At 62.4% G+C, this 25,376-nt stretch carries 24 protein-coding genes; 17 read left to right on the plus strand and 7 right to left on the minus strand.

The genetic code is table 11. The features are described from left to right. Window position 1: 1 nt before the first annotated feature. Complete coding sequence (locus DMO26_RS08515; protein WP_117191618.1) at window positions 2-847, plus strand: ABC transporter permease; 846 nt, start codon at window positions 2-4, stop codon at window positions 845-847. Beyond that, the gene (locus DMO26_RS08520) at window positions 844-2,583 is read left to right on the plus strand and encodes a M14 family metallopeptidase (protein WP_117191619.1); all 1,740 of its coding nucleotides are present in this window, start codon (window positions 844-846) and stop codon (window positions 2,581-2,583) included. The genes DMO26_RS08515 and DMO26_RS08520 overlap by 4 nt, the downstream gene beginning before the upstream one ends. 73 nt (window positions 2,584-2,656) lie before the next feature. Here the strand turns inward: DMO26_RS08520 and DMO26_RS08525 are convergent, their stop codons facing one another. Together DMO26_RS08525 and DMO26_RS08530 are read right to left on the minus strand one after the other, a co-directional pair. Next, the gene (locus tag DMO26_RS08525) at window positions 2,657-4,858 is read right to left on the minus strand and encodes an alpha-amylase family protein (RefSeq protein WP_117191621.1); all 2,202 of its coding nucleotides are present in this window, start codon (window positions 4,856-4,858) and stop codon (window positions 2,657-2,659) included. Between the two features lie 93 nt (window positions 4,859-4,951). Next, window positions 4,952-6,091, minus strand: coding sequence for a LacI family DNA-binding transcriptional regulator (locus DMO26_RS08530; RefSeq protein WP_117191622.1), 1,140 nt, complete (start codon window positions 6,089-6,091; stop codon window positions 4,952-4,954). Window positions 6,092-6,369: 278 nt separating this feature from the next. On the opposite strand from DMO26_RS08530, the gene DMO26_RS08535 reads away from it, so the two are divergent. The 8 genes from DMO26_RS08535 (at window position 6,370) to DMO26_RS08570 (ending at window position 17,973) form a co-directional block, all read left to right on the plus strand. Beyond that, entirely contained in the window at window positions 6,370-7,986 is a 1,617-nt protein-coding gene (locus DMO26_RS08535; RefSeq protein ID WP_117191623.1) for an ABC transporter substrate-binding protein, read from the plus strand. A gap of 181 nt (window positions 7,987-8,167) precedes the next feature. Continuing rightward, window positions 8,168-10,738, plus strand: coding sequence for a hypothetical protein (locus DMO26_RS08540; protein ID WP_117191624.1), 2,571 nt, complete (start codon window positions 8,168-8,170; stop codon window positions 10,736-10,738). A 93-nt stretch (window positions 10,739-10,831) separates the two neighbouring features. Then, a complete protein-coding gene (locus tag DMO26_RS08545; RefSeq protein WP_117191625.1) occupies window positions 10,832-11,767 on the plus strand; it encodes an ABC transporter permease in 936 nt (311 codons plus the stop codon). Next, window positions 11,767-12,660: an ABC transporter permease gene (locus tag DMO26_RS08550; RefSeq protein ID WP_117191626.1), complete on the plus strand. Its 894-nt coding sequence runs from the start codon at window positions 11,767-11,769 to the stop codon at window positions 12,658-12,660. The genes DMO26_RS08545 and DMO26_RS08550 overlap by 1 nt, the downstream gene beginning before the upstream one ends. Then, on the plus strand, window positions 12,657-13,661 hold the full coding sequence (locus DMO26_RS08555; protein ID WP_117191627.1) for an ABC transporter ATP-binding protein: 1,005 nt from the start codon (window positions 12,657-12,659) through the stop codon (window positions 13,659-13,661). Before DMO26_RS08550 ends, DMO26_RS08555 begins: the two co-directional genes overlap by 4 nt. Next, a complete protein-coding gene (locus DMO26_RS08560) occupies window positions 13,661-14,680 on the plus strand; it encodes an ABC transporter ATP-binding protein (protein ID WP_117191629.1) in 1,020 nt (339 codons plus the stop codon). The genes DMO26_RS08555 and DMO26_RS08560 overlap by 1 nt, the downstream gene beginning before the upstream one ends. A gap of 286 nt (window positions 14,681-14,966) precedes the next feature. Then, window positions 14,967-16,718, plus strand: a complete 1,752-nt coding sequence (locus DMO26_RS08565) for a PAS domain S-box protein (RefSeq protein WP_226951236.1) — start codon at window positions 14,967-14,969, stop codon at window positions 16,716-16,718. Window positions 16,719-17,103: 385 nt separating this feature from the next. Continuing rightward, on the plus strand, window positions 17,104-17,973 hold the full coding sequence (locus tag DMO26_RS08570; RefSeq protein WP_404947031.1) for a glycoside hydrolase family 25 protein: 870 nt from the start codon (window positions 17,104-17,106) through the stop codon (window positions 17,971-17,973). A gap of 63 nt (window positions 17,974-18,036) precedes the next feature. Here DMO26_RS08570 and DMO26_RS08575 read toward each other — a convergent pair whose 3' ends face one another. After that, entirely contained in the window at window positions 18,037-18,258 is a 222-nt protein-coding gene (locus DMO26_RS08575) for a hypothetical protein (protein WP_117191632.1), read from the minus strand. Window positions 18,259-18,434: 176 nt separating this feature from the next. Here DMO26_RS08575 and DMO26_RS08580 point away from each other — a divergent pair, with 176 nt between their 5' ends. The 3 genes from DMO26_RS08580 to DMO26_RS08590 all read left to right on the plus strand — a co-directional run bounded on the left by DMO26_RS08580 (window position 18,435) and on the right by DMO26_RS08590 (window position 19,521). Further along, window positions 18,435-18,614, plus strand: coding sequence for a hypothetical protein (locus DMO26_RS08580; RefSeq protein ID WP_117191633.1), 180 nt, complete (start codon window positions 18,435-18,437; stop codon window positions 18,612-18,614). A gap of 102 nt (window positions 18,615-18,716) precedes the next feature. After that, on the plus strand, window positions 18,717-19,106 hold the full coding sequence (locus tag DMO26_RS08585) for a group II truncated hemoglobin (RefSeq protein WP_117191635.1): 390 nt from the start codon (window positions 18,717-18,719) through the stop codon (window positions 19,104-19,106). 4 nt (window positions 19,107-19,110) lie between these two features. Next, window positions 19,111-19,521 carry a DUF423 domain-containing protein gene (locus DMO26_RS08590; RefSeq protein WP_117191637.1) on the plus strand — a complete coding sequence of 137 codons (411 nt, stop codon included), beginning with the start codon at window positions 19,111-19,113 and terminating at the stop codon, window positions 19,519-19,521. Between the two features lie 2 nt (window positions 19,522-19,523). Here the strand turns inward: DMO26_RS08590 and DMO26_RS08595 are convergent, their stop codons facing one another. Together DMO26_RS08595 and DMO26_RS08600 are read right to left on the minus strand one after the other, a co-directional pair. Next, window positions 19,524-19,754 (minus strand): hypothetical protein, encoded by a 231-nt coding sequence (locus DMO26_RS08595; protein ID WP_162894763.1) that lies wholly within the window; start codon window positions 19,752-19,754, stop codon window positions 19,524-19,526. Beyond that, entirely contained in the window at window positions 19,732-20,142 is a 411-nt protein-coding gene (locus DMO26_RS08600) for a DUF2325 domain-containing protein (RefSeq protein WP_117191639.1), read from the minus strand. Before DMO26_RS08600 ends, DMO26_RS08595 begins: the two co-directional genes overlap by 23 nt. 229 nt (window positions 20,143-20,371) lie before the next feature. Between DMO26_RS08600 and DMO26_RS08605 the strand changes: the two genes are divergently transcribed. Then, window positions 20,372-21,757 carry an NAD(P)-dependent oxidoreductase gene (locus DMO26_RS08605; RefSeq protein ID WP_117191640.1) on the plus strand — a complete coding sequence of 462 codons (1,386 nt, stop codon included), beginning with the start codon at window positions 20,372-20,374 and terminating at the stop codon, window positions 21,755-21,757. A 25-nt stretch (window positions 21,758-21,782) separates the two neighbouring features. Then, a complete protein-coding gene (gene preA, locus DMO26_RS08610) occupies window positions 21,783-23,096 on the plus strand; it encodes an NAD-dependent dihydropyrimidine dehydrogenase subunit PreA (protein ID WP_117191641.1) in 1,314 nt (437 codons plus the stop codon). A 203-nt stretch (window positions 23,097-23,299) separates the two neighbouring features. On the opposite strand, the gene DMO26_RS08615 is transcribed toward preA, so the two are convergent. Continuing rightward, on the minus strand, window positions 23,300-23,644 hold the full coding sequence (locus DMO26_RS08615) for a carboxymuconolactone decarboxylase family protein (protein ID WP_205421190.1): 345 nt from the start codon (window positions 23,642-23,644) through the stop codon (window positions 23,300-23,302). A gap of 72 nt (window positions 23,645-23,716) precedes the next feature. On the opposite strand from DMO26_RS08615, the gene DMO26_RS08620 reads away from it, so the two are divergent. Then, window positions 23,717-24,019, plus strand: a complete 303-nt coding sequence (locus tag DMO26_RS08620) for an ArsR/SmtB family transcription factor (protein WP_226951237.1) — start codon at window positions 23,717-23,719, stop codon at window positions 24,017-24,019. Window position 24,020: 1 nt separating this feature from the next. Beyond that, the gene (locus DMO26_RS08625) at window positions 24,021-24,566 is read left to right on the plus strand and encodes a rhodanese-like domain-containing protein (RefSeq protein ID WP_117191646.1); all 546 of its coding nucleotides are present in this window, start codon (window positions 24,021-24,023) and stop codon (window positions 24,564-24,566) included. On the opposite strand, the gene DMO26_RS08630 is transcribed toward DMO26_RS08625, so the two are convergent. After that, complete coding sequence (locus tag DMO26_RS08630; RefSeq protein ID WP_117191648.1) at window positions 24,563-25,063, minus strand: hypothetical protein; 501 nt, start codon at window positions 25,061-25,063, stop codon at window positions 24,563-24,565. The two genes, DMO26_RS08625 and DMO26_RS08630, sit on opposite strands and share 4 nt — an antisense overlap. Between the last annotated feature and the right edge of the window lie 313 nt (window positions 25,064-25,376).

The following is a 25,376-nucleotide window of genomic DNA, read 5'->3' on the forward strand; positions in this document are numbered from 1 at the left end:
CATGGCCTCGCGCAGCGCTTCCTCAAATTTCCTGAAGCTCGAATTCGTCCTCGGCGCCCTGCTCGTCGGCGTCATCGGAATTGCCGTGATCTTCTCCGGCGTGATCTTTCCGGGTGGCGCCGAAAAGATCGACCTGATGTCCCGCCTCGTGCCGCCCTTCACCAAGCCGGCGCATATCTTCGGCACCGATCCGCTGGGCCGCGACGTGCTGGCTCGCGTCATGGCCGGCGGGAAGATTTCGTTGCTGGTCGGTTTCGTCTCGGTCGCCGGCGGCGTCACCGTCGGCGTCGTCATGGGCCTGATTGCCGGGTATTACCGCGGCATCTGGGATATGCTGGTGATGCGGTTCGCCGATATCCAGCTTGCCATGCCCTTCATCCTGCTCGCCATCACCTTCATCGCCATCGTCGGCGGCGGGCTGGCGAACACGATCATCCTGCTCGTCGTCTCTCAATGGGTGCAATACGCCCGCCTCGTGCGGGGCTCGGTGCTGACGCTGCGCGAGCGGGAATTCATCCTCTCCGCCCGCGCCATCGGCGTGAAGGACTGGCGGATCATCGTGCAGCACCTGCTGCCGAACCTGATCGGCCCGGTCATCGTGTTGATGACGCTGAACGTCGCCACCAACATCCTCCTCGAATCGAGCCTCACCTTCCTCGGTCTCGGCATCGATCCGACCATTCCCAGCTGGGGCGGCATGCTGGCCGAAGGCCGCACCTATCTGCAGACCGCCTGGTGGGTCAGCGTCTTCCCCGGTCTTGCCATCCTTCTCACCGTGCTTGGCCTCAATCTCCTCGGCGACTGGCTTCGCGACAGTCTCGACCCCACAGGCAGAACATCCGCATGACACTAATCTTCGAAAGCCAGTTCGAGCGCACGCTGGATGCGCTCGTCGCACGCTTTTCCGCAGGCGAAGCCAAAAAGGTCGAAGCCTGGGTCTTCGACGACGAAAAGAGCCGCAGGCAAGCCGAGGCGGCACTGGACACTAAAGGTGTCAAGGCGAAATTCCGCAGCGCTTACAAACCCTTGCTTCACTTCTTTCTCGAAGACGTGCAGATCGCCGACCTTGCCGCTGTTCACGTAATTTATCCGGTTTATGCGGCCTGCCCGAAGAACCGTTTCCTGCTGGAAGCCTACCCGATCGCCGGTCTTTCCGCCGACCTCAAAATGACGTTCGAGGCCGGCAGGAACGATGCCTTTTTCTACGACGTCACCCTCACCACGAAGGATGGCGCCGAAAGCACCCATAAGGTCTTTGCACCAAACCGCGTCCACACGGATTTCATCGGCGAAACCTTGCTTTCTCCAACCGGCTGGCTTTCGATCGATGGCGGCTCCGGCGAACGGCTGGAAACGGATTACGAAGCGCTCTTCCACTCTGCGGCCAATGCTGTTGCCAGCCACGAATGGGGTACGACCGAACCCTATTTCGAAGAACTGAACATTGCCGTCACCTTTCCGGCGGAAGACAAGCGCCTGCCGGTCGGCGAAGAAGTCGTCAGCCTGCGTGAGGCACTGCATGAGGATTTCTACTTCTCGCTTCTGGAAGTCTTCCAGAAGAAATCCGGCCGTCCGATCGGCGACCGGCATCTGAGGCCCGGACAGATCGTGCCGGAAATCCGTTTTGGCGAGGCGATCTCGGCGCGCGTCGAAACCCACGCTTTCACGACTTCAGAGCAAACCGCTGAAACCCAAGCGCTCGACACCGCAACCTCGCCGATCGCCGCCGGTCAGGTGCGTCAGGAGTTAACCTCGATCGAAGGCGTGCCGTTCGAAGCCCGTGCCCGCTCGGGCCGAGCCGTCGAGGCGCGTTATCATAAGGGCAGCGACAAGCCGATCATCATCAGCGGCGGCCAGCATCCCAACGAGACGACCGGCATCGTCGGCGCAATGCGTGCCGCCAAGACCCTTGCCGCCCGGCCGAATGCCCATTTCGTCATCTCGCCGCTGGAAAATCCGGACGGTTACCAGATCCACTGGCGCCTGCGCGCCGACAATCCGTTCCACATGCACCATGCGGCCCGCTACACGGCCTATGGTGACGACCTCGAATATCGTTCGGGCGCAAACCTGAACGAGAAGGCGATCAGGGTCGAGGCGGAAAAACTCAGCGGCGCCAAGCTGCACGTCAACCTGCACGGTTATCCCTCGCATGAATGGACGCGGCCCCTCTCCGGTTACGTGCCGCGCGGTTTCGCCATGTGGACGGTGCCGAAGGGCTTCTTCCTCGTGATGCGCCACCATGCCGGCTGGACCGAACAGGCGGAAGTGCTGATCGACCGCGTCACCCGCCACATCGCCGCCATTCCGGGTCTCGTGCATTACAACAACCGCCAAGTCGCGCTCTTCGAGACCCATGCCGGTGAAACCGGTTTTCGCGTCATCAACGGCTTCCCCTGCCTGATCTCCGTCGACGACCGCCATACGGTGCCGCTGACGCTGATCACCGAATATCCTGACGAGACGATCTACGGCGACGCTTTCGTCGCCGGCCACACGGCGCAGATGAAAACCGTACTGTCCGCCTACGAGGCCATCCAGACGATCGATGAACCGGTGGCTCAGTCCGAGGCCGTAGCATGAGGTGAAGGCTGGGAGATCCGGGCCGGAACGAACCAGACGAGCCGAAGCAAGCCGTATCGGCTTCCTTGGATGATCAGGCTTTCGGGGAAACCTCGACCACAGCCACTTCGTGATCCGCGACCTTGGGAATTTCGAATACCAGTTCCGTCCCCTCGATCCTGCCGGCCACCCTATCTCCGCTGACACGTAGGCTCACCCCTCCCGGCGGCTTTTTCGTGCCGATCCGGAGCCGGACCGTAACCGGGCCGATCGGGATCAGTTCGCTCTGGCGCCCCGGCACCTTGGCGGTAATGAGGCGATTGTTGAGATGCAGGATATAGCGGCCGTCCTGCTCGTAGAGCGTGGAACTGATGACGCCATGGCCGCCTTCGATCGCGACGAGGCTCTTGTCGCCCAGCACCCAACGCACCGCATTGGCGATGATCAGCGCATGTTCGGGATGTTCGTCGCGGGCGAAGCAGCGGTCGAGATCGCCAACCAGCCAGATCAGCTTGCCGCCCGAGGCGGGCTCCCGCACGGTGATGGCCGGTAGGTCGGAGCGCGGCTGGCGCATCCAGGAGGTTTCGGGGGGATAGATCGGGAAATCCGGAACGAAGGTCGCCAGCACCGCCACGTCGTCATCGACACTCACGAGCGGCAGGAAACCGCCAAACGGAATGGTATCGGTGTTTTCGAGCCCGGCAAACAGCGGATGGCGCGAACCGGCGGGCACCGGGGCGGTCGCATCCGCCGGGCCGTAAAGGCCGGAGCGCAGTTCGGGTGAAAGCCGCACATAGGTATGGCGCGCGCTGGTCTCGATATCGGCATTGGCGAGATCCTGCCCACCATGCGATCCGCCTTTTCGGTGCACACCGAAGAGGTCGGCAAGCGCGAAATCCTTCCGCCGGTCGCCCGACGCATCGTAGAGACTGGTCTCGGACGTCGCGATGACAGAACCGCTCAGCCGCGCGAAAACCTTTACGGCCGCCGCCTGATCGTCGGAAAGCGCGCCGACATTCGGCAGGATCAGGACGCCGACACGCCCGACCGCCGCCGTGATATCGTCCGCATGGATCGGCAGGTAGGTGATACCGGCCTGGTCGAGCGCCCGGATCACCCCGCGATAGGGGTTCATTGTCCGGTCGTTCGCCTTGTCCTGACCGTGGAAGTCGTGATTGTCCTGCGACCAGACCACGCCGACATCCGCAAGCGGCCTGCGGTTCACGAGGATATCCTCGTTCGCCTCATGCCAAGTGAAGATCGGTTCGGCGCTCTTATATTGGCGGCGATCCTCGTGCAGCGAACCGATATGGTGCCACCAGGGCTGGATGCCGCCGGCAAAACCGGAGGACGACCAGAGCCGCACCTCCGCAGCCGGCATGCTGGCAAGCCGGAAGGCGGGGCTGCCGAGCTGGTATTGCGGCATGCTTTCCGGAATGAGCTTTTCCCAGCCGCCCACTTCATGCAGCCGCTTGCCCGCCTCGGTATTGTCAGCGAAACCGTCGACGGCATTACGCCGCTGATGGTCGAGCATGACGATCTCGGTGCGCACCAGGATCGATTTCAGGTCGATGAAACGGTTACTGTTGTTCAAGACATCGCCGCTGATCATCCCCATCCAGCGGCAATCCTTGCCGCCGGCCTTCATGGTGACGGAGTTGTTGAACTCCCAGAGATCGGTGCGGCGCTTGTAATTCCAGCGGATCCAGCGACGGTAACGCTCGTCTGACCAGTCGTGGCCGGTCGGCAGATCGACGCCGGCATGGGCGCGAAACTGCTCGGCGCAATGCCGGCAATGGCAGATATTCTTGCGCGGAATGCCGGCCCAGCTATTGTCGGCGAACCCGTCCGGCTTGCTGTGCCCGATAATCTCGCGCATTACCTCCGGCAAATATTCCCAGTAGTAGGGCGAGTTGATGCAGGTGACATATTTGTCCGCCTGCCGATAAGGTTTGCCGGCGGCGTCGATGCAGATCCAGTCGGGATGGACACGATAAAAGTCCTCCGCGACGCGGTTCGAATCCATGCGGGCGATGACCTTCAGACCTGCCTCACGGGCTTGCCTGACGATTTCGCCATAAAGATCGCGCTCACCAAGCGTGTGGGCGCGGTGATGCAGAGGGAAACGGGAGGGATAATAGGCGACGATACCGCCGGCATTGACGATGACCCCCTGGACGCGCGTCTTTCTCCAGTGCTCGCGCCACCACGCCGCGTCGTAACGGGACGGATCGATCTCGACGAGGTTCGTCTGCCCCCAACGCTTCGCGGTCCTGTACCAGGGTTCCTTTGCCATGCCTTGTCTCCTCCCATGGGCCGCGGATCGCTCCGCGGCAAATCTTTATTCGTCCCCTGGCCGCCCCGCCCTCCCCGGCAGGTCCGCTTGAGGTCATGCCATCCTGCCGCTCCCGATCGCTGCCGGTTGCGATGCGACAAGCTCCACAACGCCCTCGCCCGCACCCAACCCGCGACGGTCGGTGCTGGCACGCTTGACGATGTCGAAGCCGACATCGACCACCCGCTCGTCATCCGGCTCGCCGTCGAGCTGCCGGCGCAGCGCCACCACGGCGTCATGCCCAACCTTCCAGCGATGCGTCCTGACGCTCGAGAGCGCCGGCGACGCGGCCTCCATGAAATCCTCGTCGTTGAAGCCGGCAATGCCGAAATCCCGGGGCACGGAAACGCCGCGGGCGTGGCATTCGAACAGCGCGCCGAGCGCCAGTACGTCATTGTTGCAGAACACCGCATCCATGTCCGGCGCCCGCCTCCAGAGCTCGGACAGCAATTCGCGTCCCATGGCGGGCGTCGAATACTGGTGCTTGTCCCAGCTGCCGCGCAGCGCCAAAGCGCCGAGGTCACCGGCTGCATTGGTGAGCGCCGGATCGAAGAACCCGGCCTCATCGAGCGCCTCCGCATAACCGGACAGGCGTCCCTTCGAGCGGCTGTTCATCCAGCCGCTGAGGAACCCGATCCGGCGATAGCCGGCCTCGATCAGGTGTTGCGTCATCGCCTTGGCGGCGTTGTGATGCGAAAAACCGATGATCTTGTTCACTGGATCGTCGCTCAGGTCCATGATCTGAATGACCGGGCAATTGGCCTTCTCCAGCATCCGGCGCCCCGCCGGGCTCTGATCGATGCCCGAGACGATCAGGCCGGCCGGCTTGTACCGGAGAAGCTCCGCCAGAAGCCGGTCCTCCTCGTCGAGATCGTAACGGGTATTGCCGACCTGGATATGCAGCCTGGTCGTGCCGATGCCGTCATAGATGCCGCGCAGCACATCGGCGAAGATGTGCTGCGTCAGCGAGGGAACGAGTACTCCGACGACATCGCTGCGAGTGGACGCCAGGGCTCTCGCGTTGAGATTGGGAACGTAACCGAGTTCGCGCACGGCGGTGGAGATCTTCTGCCGCAGCGCATCGGAAACGAGCGAGGGATCGCGCAGGGCCCTGGAGACGGTGATCGCCCCCACCCCGGCCCGCGTGGCAACGTCGGCTATCGTTGGTCTCCCGTCCGTGCGTCGTTTCGACATCTCAAAGCTCCGTCAAGTGGATACCCGGTAGCGCCATTCTCGACGTCGATGCCACCCGGCCATGTTTGCGATGGCCGTGATGATATCCGTCCTGCGCCAGACAATCCATTTGCGCCATTCGCACCATCCACTTCCTTGGTCATGGCCTCCCCGGTTCAAAAAATCGCTTCCGGCGCTTGACGTATTGTTTATGGCAGCGCTACCATCGGATTGCGTTGTTCGTCAACCGTCTTGTGCCGTGGAGGCGGAGCAGGCCGGTCTGCCCAAGGAGGAGTGGCATGGCAATATCTCGGCGCATGTTCATCGGCCGTACGGCTGCAACTATTGCCGGCGCCAGTCTGGCGTCCGGTTTCGGACCAAATGCTTTCGCTCAGACAACGGATACGTTGCGGCTGGCCTTCGCCGCCCGCGGCGTCCGCACCATCGATCCGGCCAAGTCCATCCAGGGCGCGGACGAATGGGCGATCATCCATATCCATGACAAGCTGGTCGAAGTGCCGCTCGGGCATTTTCCGGGCAGCGTCAGCGAGGTTCAGCCCAGCCTTGCGACCAGCTGGACCATGTCGCCGGATGCGAAGACCTGGACGTTCCAGCTCCGCAAGGGCGTGAAGTTCCACAAAGGTTACGGCGAGTTTTCCGCCGAGGACGTGAAATACACGTTCGATCGCCTGCGCAACGACAAGGCGCTCGGCAGCAACCGCGTCCTGTTCGACAACATCGCCGACGTCAAGACGGACGGGCCGAGCACCGTCGTCTTCACGCTCAGCCAGCCCGACCCGCTGTTCATCATGGGCCCGCTCAGCCACTATTCGTCCAGCATCATTTGCCGCAAGGCGCTGGAGGAAAAGGGCGCCGCCGCCTTCGAAAAGGATCCGATCGGCACGGGGCCGTATCAGCTCGCCAGCATCGAAGCCGACCCGTCGCAGGGCGTCAAGCTGACTGCCAACAAGGACTATTTCGGCGGCGCGCCGGTCACCCCGAACATCCAGGTCCGCTACATCGCCGATACGACGGCACGCACGCTGGCGCTGCTTTCGGGCGACGTCCACATGATCGAGGGCGTACGCGCGCCCGGCTGGGTTCCGTCGATCAAGCAGCGCAATGCCAACCTGCATTTCGACGTCGCCTCGCCGGGCAGCTTCTTCACCATCTCGTTCAATCTGACGGTCAAGCCCTTCGACAACATCAAGGTGCGGCAGGCGATCGCCTACCTCATCGACCGCGACCAGCTCGCCAATGCGATGGCGCCCGTCAGCCAGCGCACCTACGGCCTCAACCCGCCGTCCTTCCTCGGCGGCTTCACCAAGGACACGATCCCGGCTGCGGTGCGTTACGACTACGATCCGAAGAAGGCGAAGCAGCTTCTGACCGAGGCAGGTTTCCCGAACGGTTTCTCGTTCAACGCCGATACCTCGCAACGCGAAGACTATTCCTCGGTGATGCTGATCATCCAGGAACAGCTGCGCATCGGCGGCATCGACATGAAGCTCAACATCAAGGACCATACGGCATTCCATGCCGACCAGGGCAAGGGCACCAACACGATCTTCCAGCGCTCGGCCGCCTATCCGCCGGTTCCGACCCAGGCGATCATCGAGCAGTTGAGCGCCGCCGCCGAGGTCAAGCCGGACGGTTCCGGCGGTCCGAACTTCAGCCATTACGGCGTCGCGATCCCCGGCATCGACGACATGTTGAAGAAGGCGATGGAAGAGCCGAACCTCGATAGGCGCGTCAAGCTGATCCAAGAAATCGAGACCAGGTTCCTGACCGACATGCCGCTCCTGCCGATCAGCGACAACGGCTACCTGATCGTCCGGGCCGCCAATGTCGATCTCGGCTACCAGCTCAAGTCCGGCTACGCCCATTGGCGCCTGACCAAGGCCAAGATCGGCTGAAGAGCATTCGCCGCTTCATCCCTGGAAAACCCAAACCGGGGCGCGTCCCCGGCTGGTGAGACATAGTGATTTTAAGGATTCGTGGGTCGGCAAAACGGTCGGGAAAACCACCAGCGTTTGGCATACGGCCCCCGTTCTGCCCCGCCCGCCGTGTAAGACTTATTTTTAGAGGACTGACATTATGACTGCTCCGACCTCGGTCACCATCGTTCTGCCGGAAGCGGCCACCGGACCTGTCCACTGGGCCACCACCGAGCTGCAGGGCGCGCTCGCCCGGCGCAAGGTGCAGGCACAGGTCGCCAGCTCGGCGCGGTCGGGCATGGTGATCGATGTTTCCGGTGCTGGCCTGACTGGCGGCAAGCTCCCGCCGGTTGATCTGCCGCAGACGCCGGAAAGCTTCGTTCTGACTCGTGAAAGCGGCAATATCATCGCCTGGGGATCGGACGAGCGCGGTCTCGTCTTCGCATTGACCGAACTTGCCGACCGGGTACGCTTTGCACAGGGAGAAGATCTGTTCGAAGGCATGTTTCCGCTGGTCGAGCGGCCGTCGGCCCGCATTCGCAGCATGAGCCGGATGTTCTGCAGCGAGCAGGAGGACAAGGTCTGGTTCTACGACCGCCAGCAATGGCGTGAGTACTTGTCGATGCTTGCAGCCAACCGCTTCAACCGTTTCTCGCTGGCGCTGGGCTTCGGCTACAACTACCCCTACCACAATCCCTGGATCACCGACGTCTACTTCTATTTCCCCTATCCCTATCTGCTCGATCTTCCAGGCCATGGGGTGAAGGTCGCCGAACTGCCCGACGACGAACGACAGCAGAACCTCGAAATGCTGAAGTTCATCGGGCGGGAGGCGGCAAAGCGCGGACTCGAATTCCAGCTGGCGCTCTGGACCCAGCGCTACGACTTCGATGACGTGCCGCGCGCCAACTACACAGTGACCGGTATCACCAAGGACAATCTCGCCCCCTATTGCCGCCAGGCGATCACTGCGCTCTTGAAGGAAGTGCCCGAGATCACCGGCCTGACCTTCCGCGTCCATGTGGAAGGCGGCATTGCCGAAGGCGAATACGGGTTCTGGGAGGAAGCTTTCGCAGGCGTCGCCGATGCCGGCCGGCCGGTCGAGATCGACATGCACGGCAAGGGCCTCGACCACAAGATGATCGGGATCGCCCGGGACAGCGGCATGCCGATCGCCGCGTCGCCCAAATACCTCGCCGAGCATATGGGGCCGCCCTATCACATGTCGGCGATCCGCGACAAAGAATACCCGCCGGAAGTCGCCCGCAGCGAACGCGAGCAATTGAGCGAGGGCTCCCGCAAGTTCCTGCGCTACTCCTACGGCGACTTGCTGACGGCCGACAAGGACTACAAGGTCATCTACCGCATCTGGCCGGGCACGCAGCGCGTGCTCCTCTGGGGCGATCCGGAATTTGCTGCCGGTTATGGCCGCAGCTCGATGTTTGCCGGCTCCGACGGAGTGGAATGGTGCGAACCGTTGGGCTTCAAGGGGCGCATGGGCACCGGCATTCCGGGCGGCCGCTTCAGCTATCGGAAACAGGGTTATGCTCCCCGCTACGATTGGCAGCGCTACGACTACCAGTACCGCGTCTGGGGCCGGTTGCTTTATAACCCGGAAGCGCCGCGTGAAAGCTGGATGCGTTATCTCGAACAGACCTGCGGCGATGCGGCGGAAGCCTGCGAAAAGGGTCTTTCCTGGGCAAGCCGCGTCCTGCCGCTGATCACGCTGGCGCACGGCCCGTCGGCTTCCAACAACCACTACTGGCCGGAGGTTTACACCAACCTCGCGCTGATCGAGGGATCCGGACGGCGTGCCTACGGCTTCGACATGGAAGGGCCGGTCCGTTTCGGCAATGCACCGACCTTCGACCCCGCTCTCTTCGTCAACGCCCGCGAATACGCCGGCCTGTTGCTCGCCGGCAGATCGTCGCACCGCTACACGCCGCTCGACGTCGCTGACTGGCTGGACGAGATGGCGAACGGCTGCGAAAGCGAAGTGCTGAAGGCCACCGGCACAAAGAGCTTCGGCTCCATCGACGTGCAGCGCATGATCGTCGACATCCAGATCTGCGCCGGGCTCGCGCGGTTCTTCGCCGAACGCTTCCGTGCCGCCTGCTGGGCCGAACTCTTCGTCGCCACCAAGGTCACGCCGCTGATGGACCACGTCATCGACCACGCAAACCGATCGCTGATGGCCTGGCAGAAGATCGCCGACATCTCTCGCGACATCTATATGGACGATCTCACCTATGGTCCGCAGCCCTGGTTGCGCGGTTCGTGGCACACGCGCCTGCCGGAAATGCAGGCGGAACTGGGCGATCTCGAATCCCTGCGCGGCGGCGGCTCCTACGAAAGCGTTCCGGCAAGCCCGAAGGCGGAGGCGGCCATCGCGGCCCTTGAAGCGCATATTCCCGTCGCCTCCAGCCCTTCGGGCATCGTGGGCGCCGCCGCCTTCAAGCCCGGCCAGCCCTTCGAGGTGACATTCTCGGGCGAGGCCGAAGACGAACCCATCCTGCACTACCGGCATGTCAACCAGGCCGAGCGCTGGAAATCCATGCCGATGCGGCGACAGGGGGCCGGTTTCGCCGCCACCATCCCGGCCGACTACACGCAGTCGAAGTATCATCTGCAGTATTTCGTCAGCTTCCGGCAGAATGGCCGCTCGCTTCTATCGCCAGGATTGCAGCCCAACCTAGCCAACGAGCCTTATTTGACGGCCTTGCAAGATTGAGTCTGGCGGTCGGCGGCCAGTTGCACAAATATAGCGCGGTTCCGCCTTGCAGGGAGGCGAAGCGGGATGCGCGACCTGGGAGGAGGAAAGACCATGGCGCGATACCTGTTGCTGAGACTGGCGGATGCTGTCCCTACGATTCTGCTCGTGCTCACCCTTGTCTTCATCGCCATGCGCATTCTGCCGGGCGACCCCGCGATCGCCGCGCTGGGTGACATGGCGACGCCGGAGCAGCTTGAACTTTTCCGGGAAAAAATGGGCCTCAACGCCCCGCTCTGGCTGCAATACATCAATTTCGTCTGGGGCATGCTGACGCTCGATTTCGGCAGATCGCTGATGAACAACCAGTCTGTTCTCGCGCTGATCGCCTATAACCTGCCCTATACGATCGAACTCACCATCGTGGCGATGATCCTCGGCGTCGGCTTCGGCATTCCGCTCGGTGTGCTGGCTGCGACCCATCGCAACAAGGCGGCGGACAATGCCGTGCGGGGCTTCTCGCTGCTCGGCTACGCGGTGCCGGATTTCTATCTCGGCGCGCTGCTGCTGATCACCTTCTCGCTGAATCTCGGATGGTTTCCGATCAACGGCGGCGGCGAGGGCTTTTTCGACCGCATGCATCACGTCTTCCTGCCGGCGGTGACGCTGGCCCTCGTCAAGGCCGCCTTCATCGGCAGGCTGACGCGCACCTCGCTGCTCGAAGTCTTCGGCAAGGACTACATCCGCACCGCCCGCGCCAAAGGCGCCCGCGAACCGCGCGTGATCTACAGGCACGGCCTGCGCAACGCGCTTCTGCCGCTCACCACCGGCATCGGCCTCAGCACGCTCGCGACGCTGTCCGGTTCGGTCGCGATCGAACTGGTCTTTAACCGGCCCGGCATCGGCAAGCTGCTGATCAGTGCGATTTCCGAACGCGACTATGCGGTCATCCAGGGCGGCGTGGTGATCTTTTCGCTCTTCGTGGTGCTCATCAACCTTCTGATGGACCTCGTCTACATCGTCGTCGATCCCAGAATCCGGGTGCAGTGATGACCGTCGCGACCGAACATTCCCAGCTCCCTGCACCTTCCCTGGCGCCAGAACCCAAGGCGCTCAGCCGGCTCGCCTATGCGCTGTTCTCGAGGCCTTCGACGATCTTCGCGCTCGCTGTCGTACTGATCTTCGTGACCGTCGCTGTCTTCGCGCCGTTTCTGGCACCCTATGATCCGCTTGCCCAGAGCATCCTCAAGATCAACCGGCTGCCTTCGGCCGCCAACTGGCTCGGCACCGATCAGTTCGGCCGCGACGTGCTGTCGCGCATGATCTACGGCTCGCGCAACTCGCTGATCTTCGGCCTTGTATCACCGGTGCTTGCGGCGATCTGCGGCACGATCCTCGGCGTTGTCGCCGGTTATTTCGGCGGCGTCGTCGACCGCATCATCTCCCGTGTCGTCGATCTTCTTCTCGCCTTCCCCGAACTCCTGCTGGCGATCATGATCGCGGCGGTGCTCGGCGGCGGGTTCTGGAACGTCATCGCGGTCATCACCGTCGCCTTCGTTCCGGGTTTCGCCCGCGTCGCACGCGCATCGACGCTGGCGGTCAAGCAGGAACCCTATATCGAGGCGGCGATTGCGGTCGGCGTGCGGACGCCGGTGATCATCTTCCGCCATGTCATACCGAACATCGCGGCCCCGATCGTGGTGCTGATGACGCTCTGGGTCGCGTCGGCCATCCGCCTCGAAGCCTCGCTGAGCTTCCTCGGCATCGGCACGCAGCCGCCGAATCCGAGCTGGGGCAACATTATCCGCGACGGCCTCAACAACCTCTTCGGCTCGCCCTGGCCGATCATCGGCGCCGGCTTCGCCATCACCTGCGTCGTCCTCTCCTTCAACCTGCTGGGCGATGTCGTTCGCGACGTGCTCGATCCGGAGATATCGGAATGACCGTGCCGCTCCTCAAAGTGGATAATCTCGCGGTCGAGTTCGGGCCGAAGGCGAACCCCATCCGCGTCGTCGACGGCGTCAGCTTCGAGATCCCGCCCGCCGGCGCTGTCGGCATCGTCGGAGAATCCGGTTCCGGCAAATCGATCACCTCACTATCGATCCTCAGGCTGATCTCCGAGCCGCCGGGACGCATCGTTCAGGGCCGTATCGAGTTCAACGGTGTCAACCTGCTGGACCTTCCGCGCTCGGAAATGCCCGACATCCGCGGCCGTGATATCGCCATGATCTTCCAGGAACCGATGAGTTCGCTCAACCCGGTCATGACGATCGGCGACCAGATCGGCGAAGCGATCAAGCTGCACGAGGACATGCCCGGAGAAAAGCGGCGCGAGCGCGTTATCGAGATGCTGCGCCTCGTCGGCATTCCCGATCCGGCCGGGCGTCTCGATTCCTATCCGCATCAGTTTTCGGGCGGCATGCGCCAGCGCGTCATGATCGCCATGGCGCTGGTCTGCAATCCGAAACTCCTGATTGCCGACGAACCGACGACGGCGCTCGACGTGACGATCCAGGCGCAGGTGCTGGACCTGATGCACAAGCTGCGCCGCACGCTTAACACCGCGGTGCTTCTGATCTCCCACGATCTCGGCGTGATCGCCGATGTCTGCGAACGCGTCGTCGTCATGTATGCCGGCCGGGTGGTCGAGGAAGCGGATATCCGCTCGATCTTCCGCAACCCGCAGCATCCCTATACGCGCGGCCTGCTGCAATCGATCCCGAAACTCGACGACGACCGCGACCGACTCTACCAGATTCCCGGTTCCGTGCCGCTGGCGGGTTCGGTCAAGAAGGGCTGTCCCTTCTACCAGCGCTGTTCGCTGCGCATCGACAAATGTGCCCAGGAAATGCCGCCGATGTTCTCGTTCGGCCCGGACCAGCGGGCCGCATGCTGGGTGACGGCCGGACAGGCGGATGCGAAGGCGAAGGAGGTTGCGCTGTGATGACGGATTCCATCATTCGCGTCGAAGACCTCGGCAAGACCTTCAGGTCCGGCAGCAGTCTCAGCCTTGGGAAACCGGCAGACGAGGTGCGCGCCGTCGACGGCTGTTCCTTCTCCGTCAACCACGGCGAGACGCTGGCGCTGGTCGGCGAATCGGGCTGCGGCAAGTCCACACTCGGACGCCTGCTGCTGCGATTGATCGATCCGACGGCCGGCAAGATCTTTTTCGAGAACACCGAACTCACCCACCTGCCGGCCGGCAGGATGCGCGACATGCGCCGCCACCTGCAGATGATCTTTCAGGACCCTTACGGTTCGCTCAGTCCCCGCCGCACTGTCGCGCAGATCATCGCCGAACCGCTCGACGTCTTCGGCATCGTCCGCTCGCGCCGGGAGCGCCGCGATCGCGTCGCAGACCTCATGAATCAGGTCGGGCTTTCACCGAGCTTCATGGACCGGCATCCGCGCCAGTTTTCCGGCGGCCAGCGCCAGCGCATCGGCATCGCCCGGGCGATCGCCGTCGACCCGAGCTTCATCGTCGCCGACGAACCGGTCTCGGCCCTCGACGTCTCGGTGCAGGCGCAGATCATTAACCTCATGCAGGACCTGCAGAGACAGAAGAACTTCTCCTTCCTGTTCATCGCCCACGACCTTGCCGTCGTGCGGCACATCGCAGACCGGGTGGCGGTCATGTATCTCGGCCGCATCGTCGAGATCGGCCCGAAGAAGCAGATCTACGGCATGCCGCAGCATCCCTATACGCAAGCGCTTTTATCCGCGGCACCGGAACCCGATCCGGACCGCAAGGCCAGGCGCATCATCCTGGAGGGCGACGTTCCCAGTCCCAAACGTGTGCCGTCCGGCTGCAGCTTCCACACCCGCTGCCCGATCCGCCAGGACATCTGCAGCGTCGAGCGCCCTCCCTTGCGCGAAGTAGCGACCGGCCAGCTTGCCGCGTGCCATTTTGCCAACCCCTTCCCCATTCCCGTGGCCAAAGCAGTGCCGGTCGTACCCGCCTGATGGAAAAGCCACGCCTCGGGCGCGCTCGGAGGTCGGCACCGGTGCAGCGTCCGTCGGCGCAACGTTCTGCGGTCCAAAACGTTGAAGATGAGCGAATGTAGGGCGCGGCGCGCATCCATCCGCCTGGGCCCTTCGTCTACCGACTTTCGTAAGCTTCACCAAATGCGAGAATTGGAATAATAACTGCAACCAGATGCGCAATATTGCGCGGCGATTCGGGTATGCCTCCATGGAACCTCGCCCACACCATCACCAGATCCTCCGTCGGAAGACCGACGCTGAAATCATGCAACGTCTCGAGGGCATCGTCGCCTCGGCGATGGACGGCATCATCACCATCGATGACGAGCAGCGTATCATCCTGTTCAATCCCGCCGCCGAGCGGATGTTCGGCCTGCCGGCGAGCGAGGCGCTCGGTCGGCACATTTCCCAGTTCATTCCGGAGCGCTACCGCGCGGCACATGCAACGCATATACGCCGTTTCACCGAGACGGGCGTGACCACCCGGCAGATGGGATCGCTCGGCGCCATCAGCGGTCTGCGGACGGATGGCAAGGAATTTCCCATCGAAGCCTCTATCTCACAGGTCGAGGTTGGCGGCGAGCGCCTTGCAACCGTCATCCTGCGCGACATCACCGAGCGCAAGGCCGCCGAGGATGCCCTGCTGGAAAGCCGACGGCGGATGGAGGGCATCGTGGAATCAGCAATGGACGCCCTGATCACGATCGACGAAGACCAGCGGATCGTGCTGTTCAATCCGGCCGCAGAGCGCATGTTCGGCGTTGCACGCCAGGAGGCGCTCGGCTCTCCGATCGAGCGTTTCATCCCGGAGCGGTTCCGCGCCGGACATGGGGAGCATATCCGCCTCTTCAAGGAGACGGGCGTCACCAACCGGCGAATGGGCGCCTTGGGGGCCATCAGCGGCCTTCGCGCCAATGGCGAGGAATTTCCCCTGGAAGCGTCGATCTCGCAGGTCCGTATCGGCGAAGGAAAACTCGCCACGGTCATCCTGCGCGACATCACCGAACGCAAGGCGAACGAAGACTCCCGCCAGTTGCTGGCTCGCGAAGTGGATCACCGGGCCAAGAACGCGCTGGCAGTGGTGCAAGCCCTGGTCTCCCTGACCCGTGCCGACACCAAGGAAGCGTTCGTCAGCGCAGTCCGGGGTCGGGTTTCCGCATTGAGCCGTGCCCATTCCCTGCTTGCCCAGAACCGGTGGGAGGGCGGCGATCTGGCGGCAATCATCACCGACGAAACGAGACCCTATCAAAGCGTGAACCAATTGCTGATCGGAGGCCCGGCCGTCACTCTCGGCCCCAACGCGGTGCAGCCGGTCAGCCTTCTCATCCATGAGCTTGCGACAAACGCCGTCAAATATGGCGCCCTGTCGATCGCCGAAGGACGCGTCGACGTTTCCTGGCGCATCCTGCCGAGCAACGAACTGGAGATCCGCTGGACCGAGACAGGCGGACCCAAGGTTGAAAAGCCCGTATCGAAGGGATTCGGCTCCACTCTGGTGACGGAGGTCGCAACCCGGCAATTGGCCGGCAAGCTGGAGATCAACTGGCCGCTCACCGGGATGAACCTGGTTGCGACACTGCCTTCCTCTGTCTACCGGCCCGACCTTACGGCGGGCATGCCCATCGGCAAGGACGAATTACCCCAACCCTCGGAGCCCGGTTCGGCGGGCCGCATTCTCGTCGTCGAGGACGAAGCACTTATCGCCATGGAACTTTGCAGCCAACTGGAGTCGCGAGGCTGGCAGATCCTCGGGCCGGCGGCGACCACCGACGAAGCCATGCGGCTGGTCTCCGGTACGCAGCTTCCGGATGTCGCCGTGCTGGATATCAATCTCGGCGGAAAACCGGTCTACCAATTCGCGGATTGGCTACAGTCGCACGGCGTGCCTTTCCTGTTCTGCACAGGTTATGAGCAGCACGACGATCACAAACGCTTCGGTGACTGGACGACCATTCGAAAGCCTATCAGTCTTGGGGTACTGGAGACCGAACTGCATCGCATCCGCCAAATGCCGTGACGGGAGACTCCATCTCCGATCGACAGGTGCCCAAAGGAAAGCGAGCCCGGTGCTTGCCGCCGCCGTCGATGCGACCACCATCCACGGTGGAGCCTTCCAGAAGGTCAGCAGGATGAAACCCGTCAGCGCGAGGGCGAAGTCGTAGGGCCCGAGGACTGCGCCAGCCGCAGGCGATAGCCTCGATCCGCCCTGCCGCGCCGATGAAAAATATCACCACCGGAACCGCTGCGAGCGCGATGCCGGCGCGTTACCGATCGGGGTGACGACCTCGGCGAGGCTCCTGGGCATACGAACATGCGCCCGCGCAATAATGGATCACTAAATTAATTATCTCTTAATAATAAATATTCACCTTTTCTCAATGAAGAGAGTGAAGCCAGCAAAAATGGGATTGGTTGCCGCATTGGCCGCAAGCCTGATCGGGTTCGGCCCGGCGCAAGCGGGCCAGAAGCAGCCATGGAAGGATACTCGTGTACCGCTGGTCGTCGACGCCTACGAGCTGAATGTCATCGACTGGCAGAAGCTTCTGACCGACAAGCGTATTGCCGGGTTCATTCACAAGGCTTCCGACGGCCTGCCGGAAAGCTACACCTGCACCGGCCAGCATGCGGGCGATACTTTCGCGCACTGCAAGACGATGTGGCGGAAATACGCAGTCAGCAAGGAACTCTACCAGACCCGGCGTCTCGTTGCCCGCGGTGCGGGCCTGCTCTGGGGAGCCTATCACCTGGCCCGGCCGGGAAATCCGATCGATCAGGCACACCATTTCCTCGACTATGCCGAACCGGACGAAAAGGATCTGATGGTCCTCGATATCGAGGATCTCGGCAGCAAGTTCATGTCTCTCGAAGACGCCGAGATCTTCGTCCGGCACATCAAGGCCAGAACCGGCCGATACCCGATCCTCTACACGAACCACAGCGTGGCGCGCTACATCGCCGCCCTGCGAAAGGATTATCCGCTCCTGTCCCGCCTGCCCATCTGGTACGCGCGTTATAAACCCGACATCGCGTCCGTCTTCCCGATGGGCGGCTGGCCGAACTATTTCCTCTGGCAGTTCTCCTCCGCCACCAACTGCTCGAAACGGCGCTGCCCCTATCGCGTGCCAGGAACCCTGACGGACATAGACGTGAACGTCGCCGGCGTGGACCTCGATGAATTGAAGCGGATCTGGGCGAAAGGCGAACTGTTGCCCTCGGATACGCCGGAGCCGACATTGATGGCGGAAGCGACCATTCCTTACGAACCATTCTGAATAGCTGTCGCAACGGCGTTCAGCGTTCTGTCGGCAACGGCCGGCGGAGACAAAACTAGGGGCTCAGGCGGCGGCTCGGATCACAGGCGGGCGGCGGCGGAGACGGCCGCCGGGCTCCACCCCGCTTTGCGTCCGCGGCGACTTTGCGCTTTCGGCTGCAAAGACGGGAACGAAGCAATCCTCCACATATTGCCTGCGGTAGGCCTGGCGCAGATGCCAGGCGCCCCCCGCGAACATGGCTGTGAAGATCGCCAGCGGCACAAGGATCAGCAGCAGCACATACATGGAAAACTCCTCCAGCCCTGGGGGAAATCAGACACCCGTTACAACTAAGTTTTCGTTTCCCTGCCGGAGTGAAATTTCGTCGGCTATTATCTTTAGCAGGCTCTTGTTCGTCAGTCTCGGAACCGGCCGCCTATCCGGGCGTTCGCCAAAATATACCGAATGCCGGAGGACCAAGGATGGCCGAAGACAAACAAGCCCGTGACGCCGTCGAGCAAACCGAAAGGCGTGCCAGAACAGAAAACCGCCCGCCTGCCGGGCCGCATGCCAAGGAGTCCCTGATCGACCGCGACAAGACGCCGGGAACAGGCTCGCTCCCCGAGCCGGATGCGAAGGAAGCGGACGCCGGCCCGGATTGACGCAACCGAGCGGGTGGTTCGCAGCCCCTCTGCGACGCCTTGGCGCTTGCCCGCATCCCCGCTGGGAGCTAACACCGGCGAACGGAATATCGGGAAACGGACATGGCGGGCGAGACCGTTACACTCTACGAGGCGATCGGCGGCGAGGCCACCGTGCGAGCACTGGTGAAGCGCTTCTACGAGCTGATGGACACGTTGCCTGAGGCGGCTCACTGCCGCGCCATTCATCCGCCGAGCCTCGAAGGCAGCGGGGAGAAACTATACGACTATCTCACCGGCTATCTCGGCGGCCCACCTGTCTATGTAGAGAAATACGGCCACCCGCGCCTGCGCTCCCGACATTTCGGCGCGGAAATCGGTCCTCTCGAACGAGACGAATGGATGCTGTGCTTCCGCCTCGCTATGGAAGAGACGATTGAAAATCCGAAATTGCGGGAGATCATCTGGCCACCGGTGGAGCGGCTTGCCCTCCATATGCAGAACAAGGAATAAGCCGTTGGAACGACTCGACAATCTCCGGCCGTTGATTCTGTTTGTGAGCGGGCTGATGGGTGCTGCCGGCGTCGCCCTGGCCGCTGCGGCCAGCCACGGAGGCGACTTGCTTTTCCTCAGATCGGCATCGACGATGTGCCTCGCGCATGCGCCGGTTCTGCTAGGGCTTTACGTCGGCCATCGCGCTTTGCGCACGTCAACGCTCGCAGCGCTTGTGCTTGGCCTCGGCACGATCGTCTTTGCCGGCGATCTCGTCTCGCGCCATTATCTCGGTGCCCGGCTGTTTCCGTTCGCCGCGCCGACGGGCGGCACGCTGATGATGCTCGGCTGGCTTATCGTTTCGGCAGGCGCCTTTTTTCCGACGCCTGCAGTAACGGCGTTCAGGGCCTCACGGGCGGATGACGGGCCTGAATGAGCTCACGTTCTGACGAACGACAGGATGGTTCCCCGCGTGCCCCCACGCAACGGGCCTTTGGCCTCGGACACCGGTTTGCCTGGAAAGGCGACCACGTTCGTCATGTCGGGGGTGGTTTCGGCACGCGCCGTCAGCAGGGCATAGAGTTCCGGCACCAAGCCGTCGCCGTTCTGCGCAGCAAGCTTGTGCAGTCCGATAAAAAGGCTGGTGTCATGACGTTCTTCGTTCATCATTGCGTTCCTTCATGGTCTGGAGCGCCCGCTCCAGACTGGATTTCGAACCGTTTCGAAGCGGCACGAAGGCGACGCCGAACTTCTTGCAGCCGGTCTTCACCCTCAGACACGCATCGTGGCTGATACAGTCGATGGGGCAGAAGACACAGTCGACCGAGGGCAGCACGGTATCGATGCGGGAAACCGCCTCGCGCAAACCGCCGTCGTGATGGATAAGTTCCGCACCGTAATTGCTGGCGATCTCGCGCAGGTGCGCCACCTGGCAGTCCCGGCCGCCGACATAAAGGAAGCTGCGGACATCGACCGCGCCGCTTTCCCCGCGCGCCGGTGCCTTGGACGCTTCTTCCGCGCCGCTGTTGCCGCTCTTCCGCTTCTGCTTCTTCGCCATGGTGTTCCCCGTTGGCAGAATCTCTCCGGGGCGCTTACCCCTCGATGGCGGGCACCATATTAAAGTTGATTTTCGGAGTAAAGATTAAAGTCGACTCTTTTTATCAGGATATATTCGGCCACCTGAAACCCGTTCGCCTCCGCCAAAAATTTACCGTTTGATAAATTTTTTTGCTGTGTTACCTTTTCCCAATAGTTGTCCATGAATCCGATAAAAGAGGGAACATAAGATGGAACGACTGGGAAGCGGCCACCAAGGGGGCATTGCGACCGGCATCGTGGCGGGGCGCCTTTCGGAGGCTCAATACGAGACGAATTTTTCCGATCTTCACCCGCGTCTCGACAGGCACGAGGCGTTGGTCGCCGCCGACCGCTGTTATTTCTGTTACGACGCGCCGTGCATGACGGCCTGTCCCACCTCCATCGATATCCCGCTGTTCATCCGGCAGATATCGACGGGAAACCCGCTGGGCTCGGCCAAGACGATCTTCGACCAGAACATTCTGGGCGGCATGTGCGCCCGGGTCTGCCCCACCGAAACGCTGTGCGAACAGGCCTGCGTGCGAAACACGGCGGAAGACAGACCGGTCGAGATCGGCAAGCTGCAGCGCTATTCCACCGACATTGCGATGGAACAGGACAGGCAGTTCTATACCCGCAAGGCCCCCACCGGAAAGACGATTGCGATCGTCGGCGCAGGTCCGGCAGGCCTTGCCGCCGCACATCGGCTCGCCATGCACGGTCACTCGGTGACCGTGTTCGAAGCCCGTGAAAAATCCGGGGGGCTCAACGAATACGGCATCGCCGCCTACAAGGCGGTCGACGATTTCGCCGAACGCGAGGTGGACTACGTGATCGCTCTCGGCGGCATCGAGATCCAGCATGGCAAGGCGCTCGGTCGCGACTTCTCGCTCTCGGACCTCTCCGGCAGATACGACGCGGTCTTCCTCGGCATGGGCCTCCAAGGGGTGAACGGCCTCGGCATCGAAGGCGAGGACCTTGCGGGCGTCGAGGACGCGGTGGATTTCATTGCAGCCCTCCGTCAGGCGAAGGACAAGGCGTCGATCCCGATCGGCAGGCGGATCGTCGTGCTCGGTGGCGGTATGACGGCGATCGACGCCGCGATCCAGTCCAAACTGCTCGGCGCCGAGGAGGTGACGATCTGCTACCGCCGGGGCAAGGAGAACATGAACGCTTCACCTTACGAGCAGGATCTTGCCACCGCCAACGGCGTCATCATCCGCCATTGGCTGGCGCCGAAATCGATCCTCGGCAAGGACGGCAAGGTGGTCGGCATCGAAGTGGAATATACAGCCGTCAGGGACGGCAGGCTGGCCGGCACCGGCGAGACCGGCGTCATCGCCGCCGACCAGATTTTTAAGGCGATCGGCCAGAATTTTTCCGCCTCCGGCTTGGGCGCGCTGCAATTCGAGAAGGGCAAGATCGCGGTGGATGCCGAAGGCCGCACCTCCATTGAGGGTATCTGGGCCGGAGGCGATTGCGTAGGCATAGGCGAGGACCTGACCGTCTCGGCCGTCGCGCAGGGACGCGATGCCGCCGAATCCATCAACCGTGCCCTCGCCGCCGGAGCGCGGCCAGCCACCGCGGTGGCGTGAGATAGGCCCGAGGGAGAACTGAATCATGGCTGATATCCGCAACAATTTCGTCGGCATCAAATCCCCGAACCCGTTCTGGCTCGCCTCTGCCCCGCCGACCGACAAGGCCTACAATGTCGAGCGGGCGTTCAAGGCGGGCTGGGGCGGCGTGGTCTGGAAGACACTCGGCGAGGAAGGCCCGCCGGTCGTCAACGTCAACGGTCCGCGTTACGGCGCGATCTGGGGCGCCGACCGCCGCCTGCTCGGCCTGAACAATATCGAGCTGATCACCGACCGCGACCTCTACACCAACCTTCGCGAAATGAAGCAGGTGAAGAAGAACTGGCCGGACCGGGCACTGATCGCCTCGATCATGGTTCCCTGTGAGGAAAGCGCCTGGAAGGCCATCCTGCCGCTCGTCGAGGAGACCGAATGCGACGGCATCGAACTCAACTTCGGCTGTCCGCACGGCATGTCCGAACGCGGCATGGGTTCCGCGGTTGGCCAGGTGCCGGAATATATCGAAATGGTGGTCCGCTGGTGCAAGCAATACACCCGCATGCCCGTCATCACCAAGCTGACGCCCAATATCACCGATATCCGCCGCCCTGCGCGCGCGGCAAAAGCCGGCGGAACCGACGCCGTCTCACTGATCAATACGATCAACTCGATCGTGTCCGTCGATCTCGACAACTTCGCGCCGAACCCGACGGTTGGCGGCAAGGGTTCGCATGGCGGTTATTGCGGCCCGGCGGTGAAGCCGATCGCGCTCAACATGGTGGCCGAGATCGCCCGCGACCCTGAGACCTATGGACTGCCGATCTCCGGCATCGGCGGCGTCACCACCTGGCGCGACGCAGCCGAGTTCCTGGTGCTCGGCGCCGGCAACGTGCAGGTCTGCACGGCGGCCATGACCTATGGCTTCAAGATCGTCCAGGAGATGATCACCGGTCTCTCCGACTGGATGGATTCCAAAGGCCACCGCACTCTGGACGATATTACCGGCCGTGCCGTCCAGAATGTCACCGACTGGCAGTATCTCAACCTCAACTACATCGCCAAGGCGCATATCGACCAGGACGCCTGCATCAAGTGCGGCCGCTGTCATATCGTCTGCGAGGATACCTCGCACCAGGCGATCACCTCGGTGGTCAACGGCGTCCGGCATTTCGAGGTCATGGAAGAGGAATGCGTCGGCTGCAATCTCTGCGTCAATGTCTGTCCGGTCGAGAACTGCATTACCATGGAGCCGCTGGCGGCCGGCGCGACGGACAGGCGGACCGGCAAGATCGTCGACCCCAACTACGCCAACTGGACGACCCATCCGAACAACCCGATGGCTCGCCAAGCTGCCGAATAAGGGCCACGGAATAACGACCTCCAACAAATTATGACGGCCGTCATCCCTGGGCGGCGGTTTCTTTATGCATGGCCGCTGGTCGGATGAAGGCTTTGCCTTCATGACACAGCCACCGCCCGGGCAGCAGAACTTGAACGGTTAGGCCACCCATCTTTCGCGCCGGCGTCCCGAAAGAACTGGAGCGAGACGCCCTCCCCCTTCTTTCATGCCATGTCGGAAAACTGGTCCCAGGCGCGCAGCGCGTCGGCCGCATACATGACCGCCGGTCCACCGCCCATATAGGCACTCATCGCAGCCACCTCGGCGATTTCCTGGCGCGTCGCGCCAAGCCCCTGCAAGGCCTTGGCATGAAAACCAATACAACCGTCGCAACGCTGGGTGATGCCGATCGCCAACGCGATCAGTTCCTTTGTCTTCTTGTCGAGAGTTCCGTCGGCACTCGCCCCTTTGGAGAGCGCGTAGAACCCTTGCATCGCCTCTGGCGTCAGTTTCCGCATCTCGGCGGTATAGCTCGATATATCCCTGGTGATCTGACGATAATCCTTCATTGGCAAACTCCTCAGCCTTTACAATTCATATTTTCATGATATTATATAAACATGAATTGTAAAGAGATACCGATGGATCTGAGCGACGAAATGCCCGTGAAGGCCGAAGAAGTGGCAAACTTTCTCAAGGGGCTTGCAAACTCCCACCGGCTGCTTGTGCTCTGCGCGCTGGCGGAAGGAGAGCGGAACGTCTCGGATCTCATCGCCGCGACCGGTATCGCGCCGACCTCGATGTCGCAGCATCTCGCCAAGCTGAAGGAAGAAGGCATTGTCGACTACCGGCGGGAGCATCGCACGCTCTTCTATTTCATAGCCCACCCGGCGGTCAGCGAACTGATGGGCGTCCTCTACCAGCACTTTTGCAAGAGCAACTGAAATGACAGCCGAAACCGCAAGAACCATATCCGCAATCGAGGCCGCCGAATGGCTGGCTGCGGGCGACGCGATCCTGATCGACGTGCGCGAACCGGATGAATTCCGGGCCGAACATATCGCTGCCGCCGCTTCTCTCCCCTTGAATTCCATCACCGGCCTGAGGCAGGTCCTGACGATCCCGCAGGATCGCCGGATCGTCGTGCATTGCCTGAAGGGTGGGCGCGGCGAGCAGGCATGCCGCACCATCGAAAGCATCCTGCCCGGCCATGAGGCCTACAATCTCGAAGGCGGGATTACCGCATGGAAAGAGGCGGGGCTGCCTGTCGTCGGCGCGAGCAGGGACGGTGGCGGGGTGTCGATCTTCCGCCAGGTGCAGATGGTCGTCGGCAGCCTCGTGCTGATCTGTGTCGTTCTTGGGTTCCTTGGCCTGACGCCCGCCTTTGCGCTGGCCGGCTTCTTCGGTTTCATGCTGGCTTTCGCCGGCTTCAGCGGCTGGTGCGGGCTCGCCCTGCTCCTGCAGCGCATGCCCTGGAACCGGGCGGCTTAACGAAAGCCGCCAACAGGCGGATTGCCCAATGGCGCTTTCGCGCGGGCGCTGCGGATCAGGAAAGCCATGCGATCGCGCGAAAGTGCCGCCTTCTCCGGCCGGACATGCTCGCTGAATGCGACAATGCCGCCGGGCGTGGTCAGCATGCAGCGATACTGGCAGCCGCTATCTCCGTCGTCTTCCTCCTCGATCACCGGCGCCGGCAGCCGGTCCGGATCGACATGCTGTTCGTCATGCGTCCAGAGCCAGCGACGGATGACGAGCCAGTCGTGCACATCGTTCTGCCAGACCGAAACCACCGGCCGGGCAAGCGCATTGATTGCGAACCATCCACCCACGCCCCAGAAGAACAGGATGACGAACGCCCGAAACGGATGCGCAACGATGCCGCCATCGCGGATGAAAACGGAGGTGACGAGCAGGAGAATGGCAAACCAGGAAAATATGAACAGCCAGCCGTAAAGCGGCCGAAGGTTTCTAAAAAGCAGCCTTTCCATGGCACCTGCCTCCCAAGACTTCTTTCATGGGAATTATTTTAGCACAACCTTGATGACAAGGCGACGAGATTGACGGAGACCTCGGGAAGGCCCCGTCCAGTCAGAGCCGGAACGTCTTCACCTCGTTACCCCGCTCAATATTGCGGTTGGCGAGAAAACGTTTCTGCCGGGCCGCATCCGCCTTCCGATGCTCCAGCATTTCCAGCATGCCGGTCAGGCGTCGAACCGCGAGCGCCCGGTTCCGATGCTGGGAACGCTCGTCAGGGATCGCGATTGATGGCCCCCGCGTGAGAAGGAGCCGGCCGGCTCGGGC

The sequence above is a fragment of the Rhizobium terrae genome, assembly GCF_003425685.1.
GTDB lineage: Bacteria > Pseudomonadota > Alphaproteobacteria > Rhizobiales > Rhizobiaceae > Neorhizobium > Neorhizobium terrae.

Excerpts from the sequence above, each read along its gene's own strand:
- DMO26_RS08515 (WP_117191618.1), top strand. The coding sequence starts at position 2 with ATGGCCTCGCGCAGCGCTTCCTCAAATTTCCTGAAGCTCGAATTCGTC.
- DMO26_RS08520 (WP_117191619.1), top strand. The coding sequence starts at position 844 with ATGACACTAATCTTCGAAAGCCAGTTCGAGCGCACGCTGGATGCGCTC.
- DMO26_RS08525 (WP_117191621.1), bottom strand. The coding sequence starts at position 4,858 with ATGGCAAAGGAACCCTGGTACAGGACCGCGAAGCGTTGGGGGCAGACG.
- DMO26_RS08530 (WP_117191622.1), bottom strand. The coding sequence starts at position 6,091 with ATGTCGAAACGACGCACGGACGGGAGACCAACGATAGCCGACGTTGCC.
- DMO26_RS08535 (WP_117191623.1), top strand. The coding sequence starts at position 6,370 with ATGGCAATATCTCGGCGCATGTTCATCGGCCGTACGGCTGCAACTATT.
- DMO26_RS08540 (WP_117191624.1), top strand. The coding sequence starts at position 8,168 with ATGACTGCTCCGACCTCGGTCACCATCGTTCTGCCGGAAGCGGCCACC.
- DMO26_RS08545 (WP_117191625.1), top strand. The coding sequence starts at position 10,832 with ATGGCGCGATACCTGTTGCTGAGACTGGCGGATGCTGTCCCTACGATT.
- DMO26_RS08550 (WP_117191626.1), top strand. The coding sequence starts at position 11,767 with ATGACCGTCGCGACCGAACATTCCCAGCTCCCTGCACCTTCCCTGGCG.
- DMO26_RS08555 (WP_117191627.1), top strand. The coding sequence starts at position 12,657 with ATGACCGTGCCGCTCCTCAAAGTGGATAATCTCGCGGTCGAGTTCGGG.
- DMO26_RS08560 (WP_117191629.1), top strand. The coding sequence starts at position 13,661 with ATGACGGATTCCATCATTCGCGTCGAAGACCTCGGCAAGACCTTCAGG.
- DMO26_RS08565 (WP_226951236.1), top strand. The coding sequence starts at position 14,967 with ATGCAACGTCTCGAGGGCATCGTCGCCTCGGCGATGGACGGCATCATC.
- DMO26_RS08570 (WP_404947031.1), top strand. The coding sequence starts at position 17,104 with ATGGGATTGGTTGCCGCATTGGCCGCAAGCCTGATCGGGTTCGGCCCG.
- DMO26_RS08575 (WP_117191632.1), bottom strand. The coding sequence starts at position 18,258 with ATGTATGTGCTGCTGCTGATCCTTGTGCCGCTGGCGATCTTCACAGCC.
- DMO26_RS08580 (WP_117191633.1), top strand. The coding sequence starts at position 18,435 with ATGGCCGAAGACAAACAAGCCCGTGACGCCGTCGAGCAAACCGAAAGG.
- DMO26_RS08585 (WP_117191635.1), top strand. The coding sequence starts at position 18,717 with ATGGCGGGCGAGACCGTTACACTCTACGAGGCGATCGGCGGCGAGGCC.
- DMO26_RS08595 (WP_162894763.1), bottom strand. The coding sequence starts at position 19,754 with ATGATGAACGAAGAACGTCATGACACCAGCCTTTTTATCGGACTGCAC.
- DMO26_RS08600 (WP_117191639.1), bottom strand. The coding sequence starts at position 20,142 with ATGGCGAAGAAGCAGAAGCGGAAGAGCGGCAACAGCGGCGCGGAAGAA.
- DMO26_RS08605 (WP_117191640.1), top strand. The coding sequence starts at position 20,372 with ATGGAACGACTGGGAAGCGGCCACCAAGGGGGCATTGCGACCGGCATC.
- preA (WP_117191641.1), top strand. The coding sequence starts at position 21,783 with ATGGCTGATATCCGCAACAATTTCGTCGGCATCAAATCCCCGAACCCG.
- DMO26_RS08615 (WP_205421190.1), bottom strand. The coding sequence starts at position 23,644 with ATGAAGGATTATCGTCAGATCACCAGGGATATATCGAGCTATACCGCC.
- DMO26_RS08620 (WP_226951237.1), top strand. The coding sequence starts at position 23,717 with ATGGATCTGAGCGACGAAATGCCCGTGAAGGCCGAAGAAGTGGCAAAC.
- DMO26_RS08625 (WP_117191646.1), top strand. The coding sequence starts at position 24,021 with ATGACAGCCGAAACCGCAAGAACCATATCCGCAATCGAGGCCGCCGAA.
- DMO26_RS08630 (WP_117191648.1), bottom strand. The coding sequence starts at position 25,063 with ATGGAAAGGCTGCTTTTTAGAAACCTTCGGCCGCTTTACGGCTGGCTG.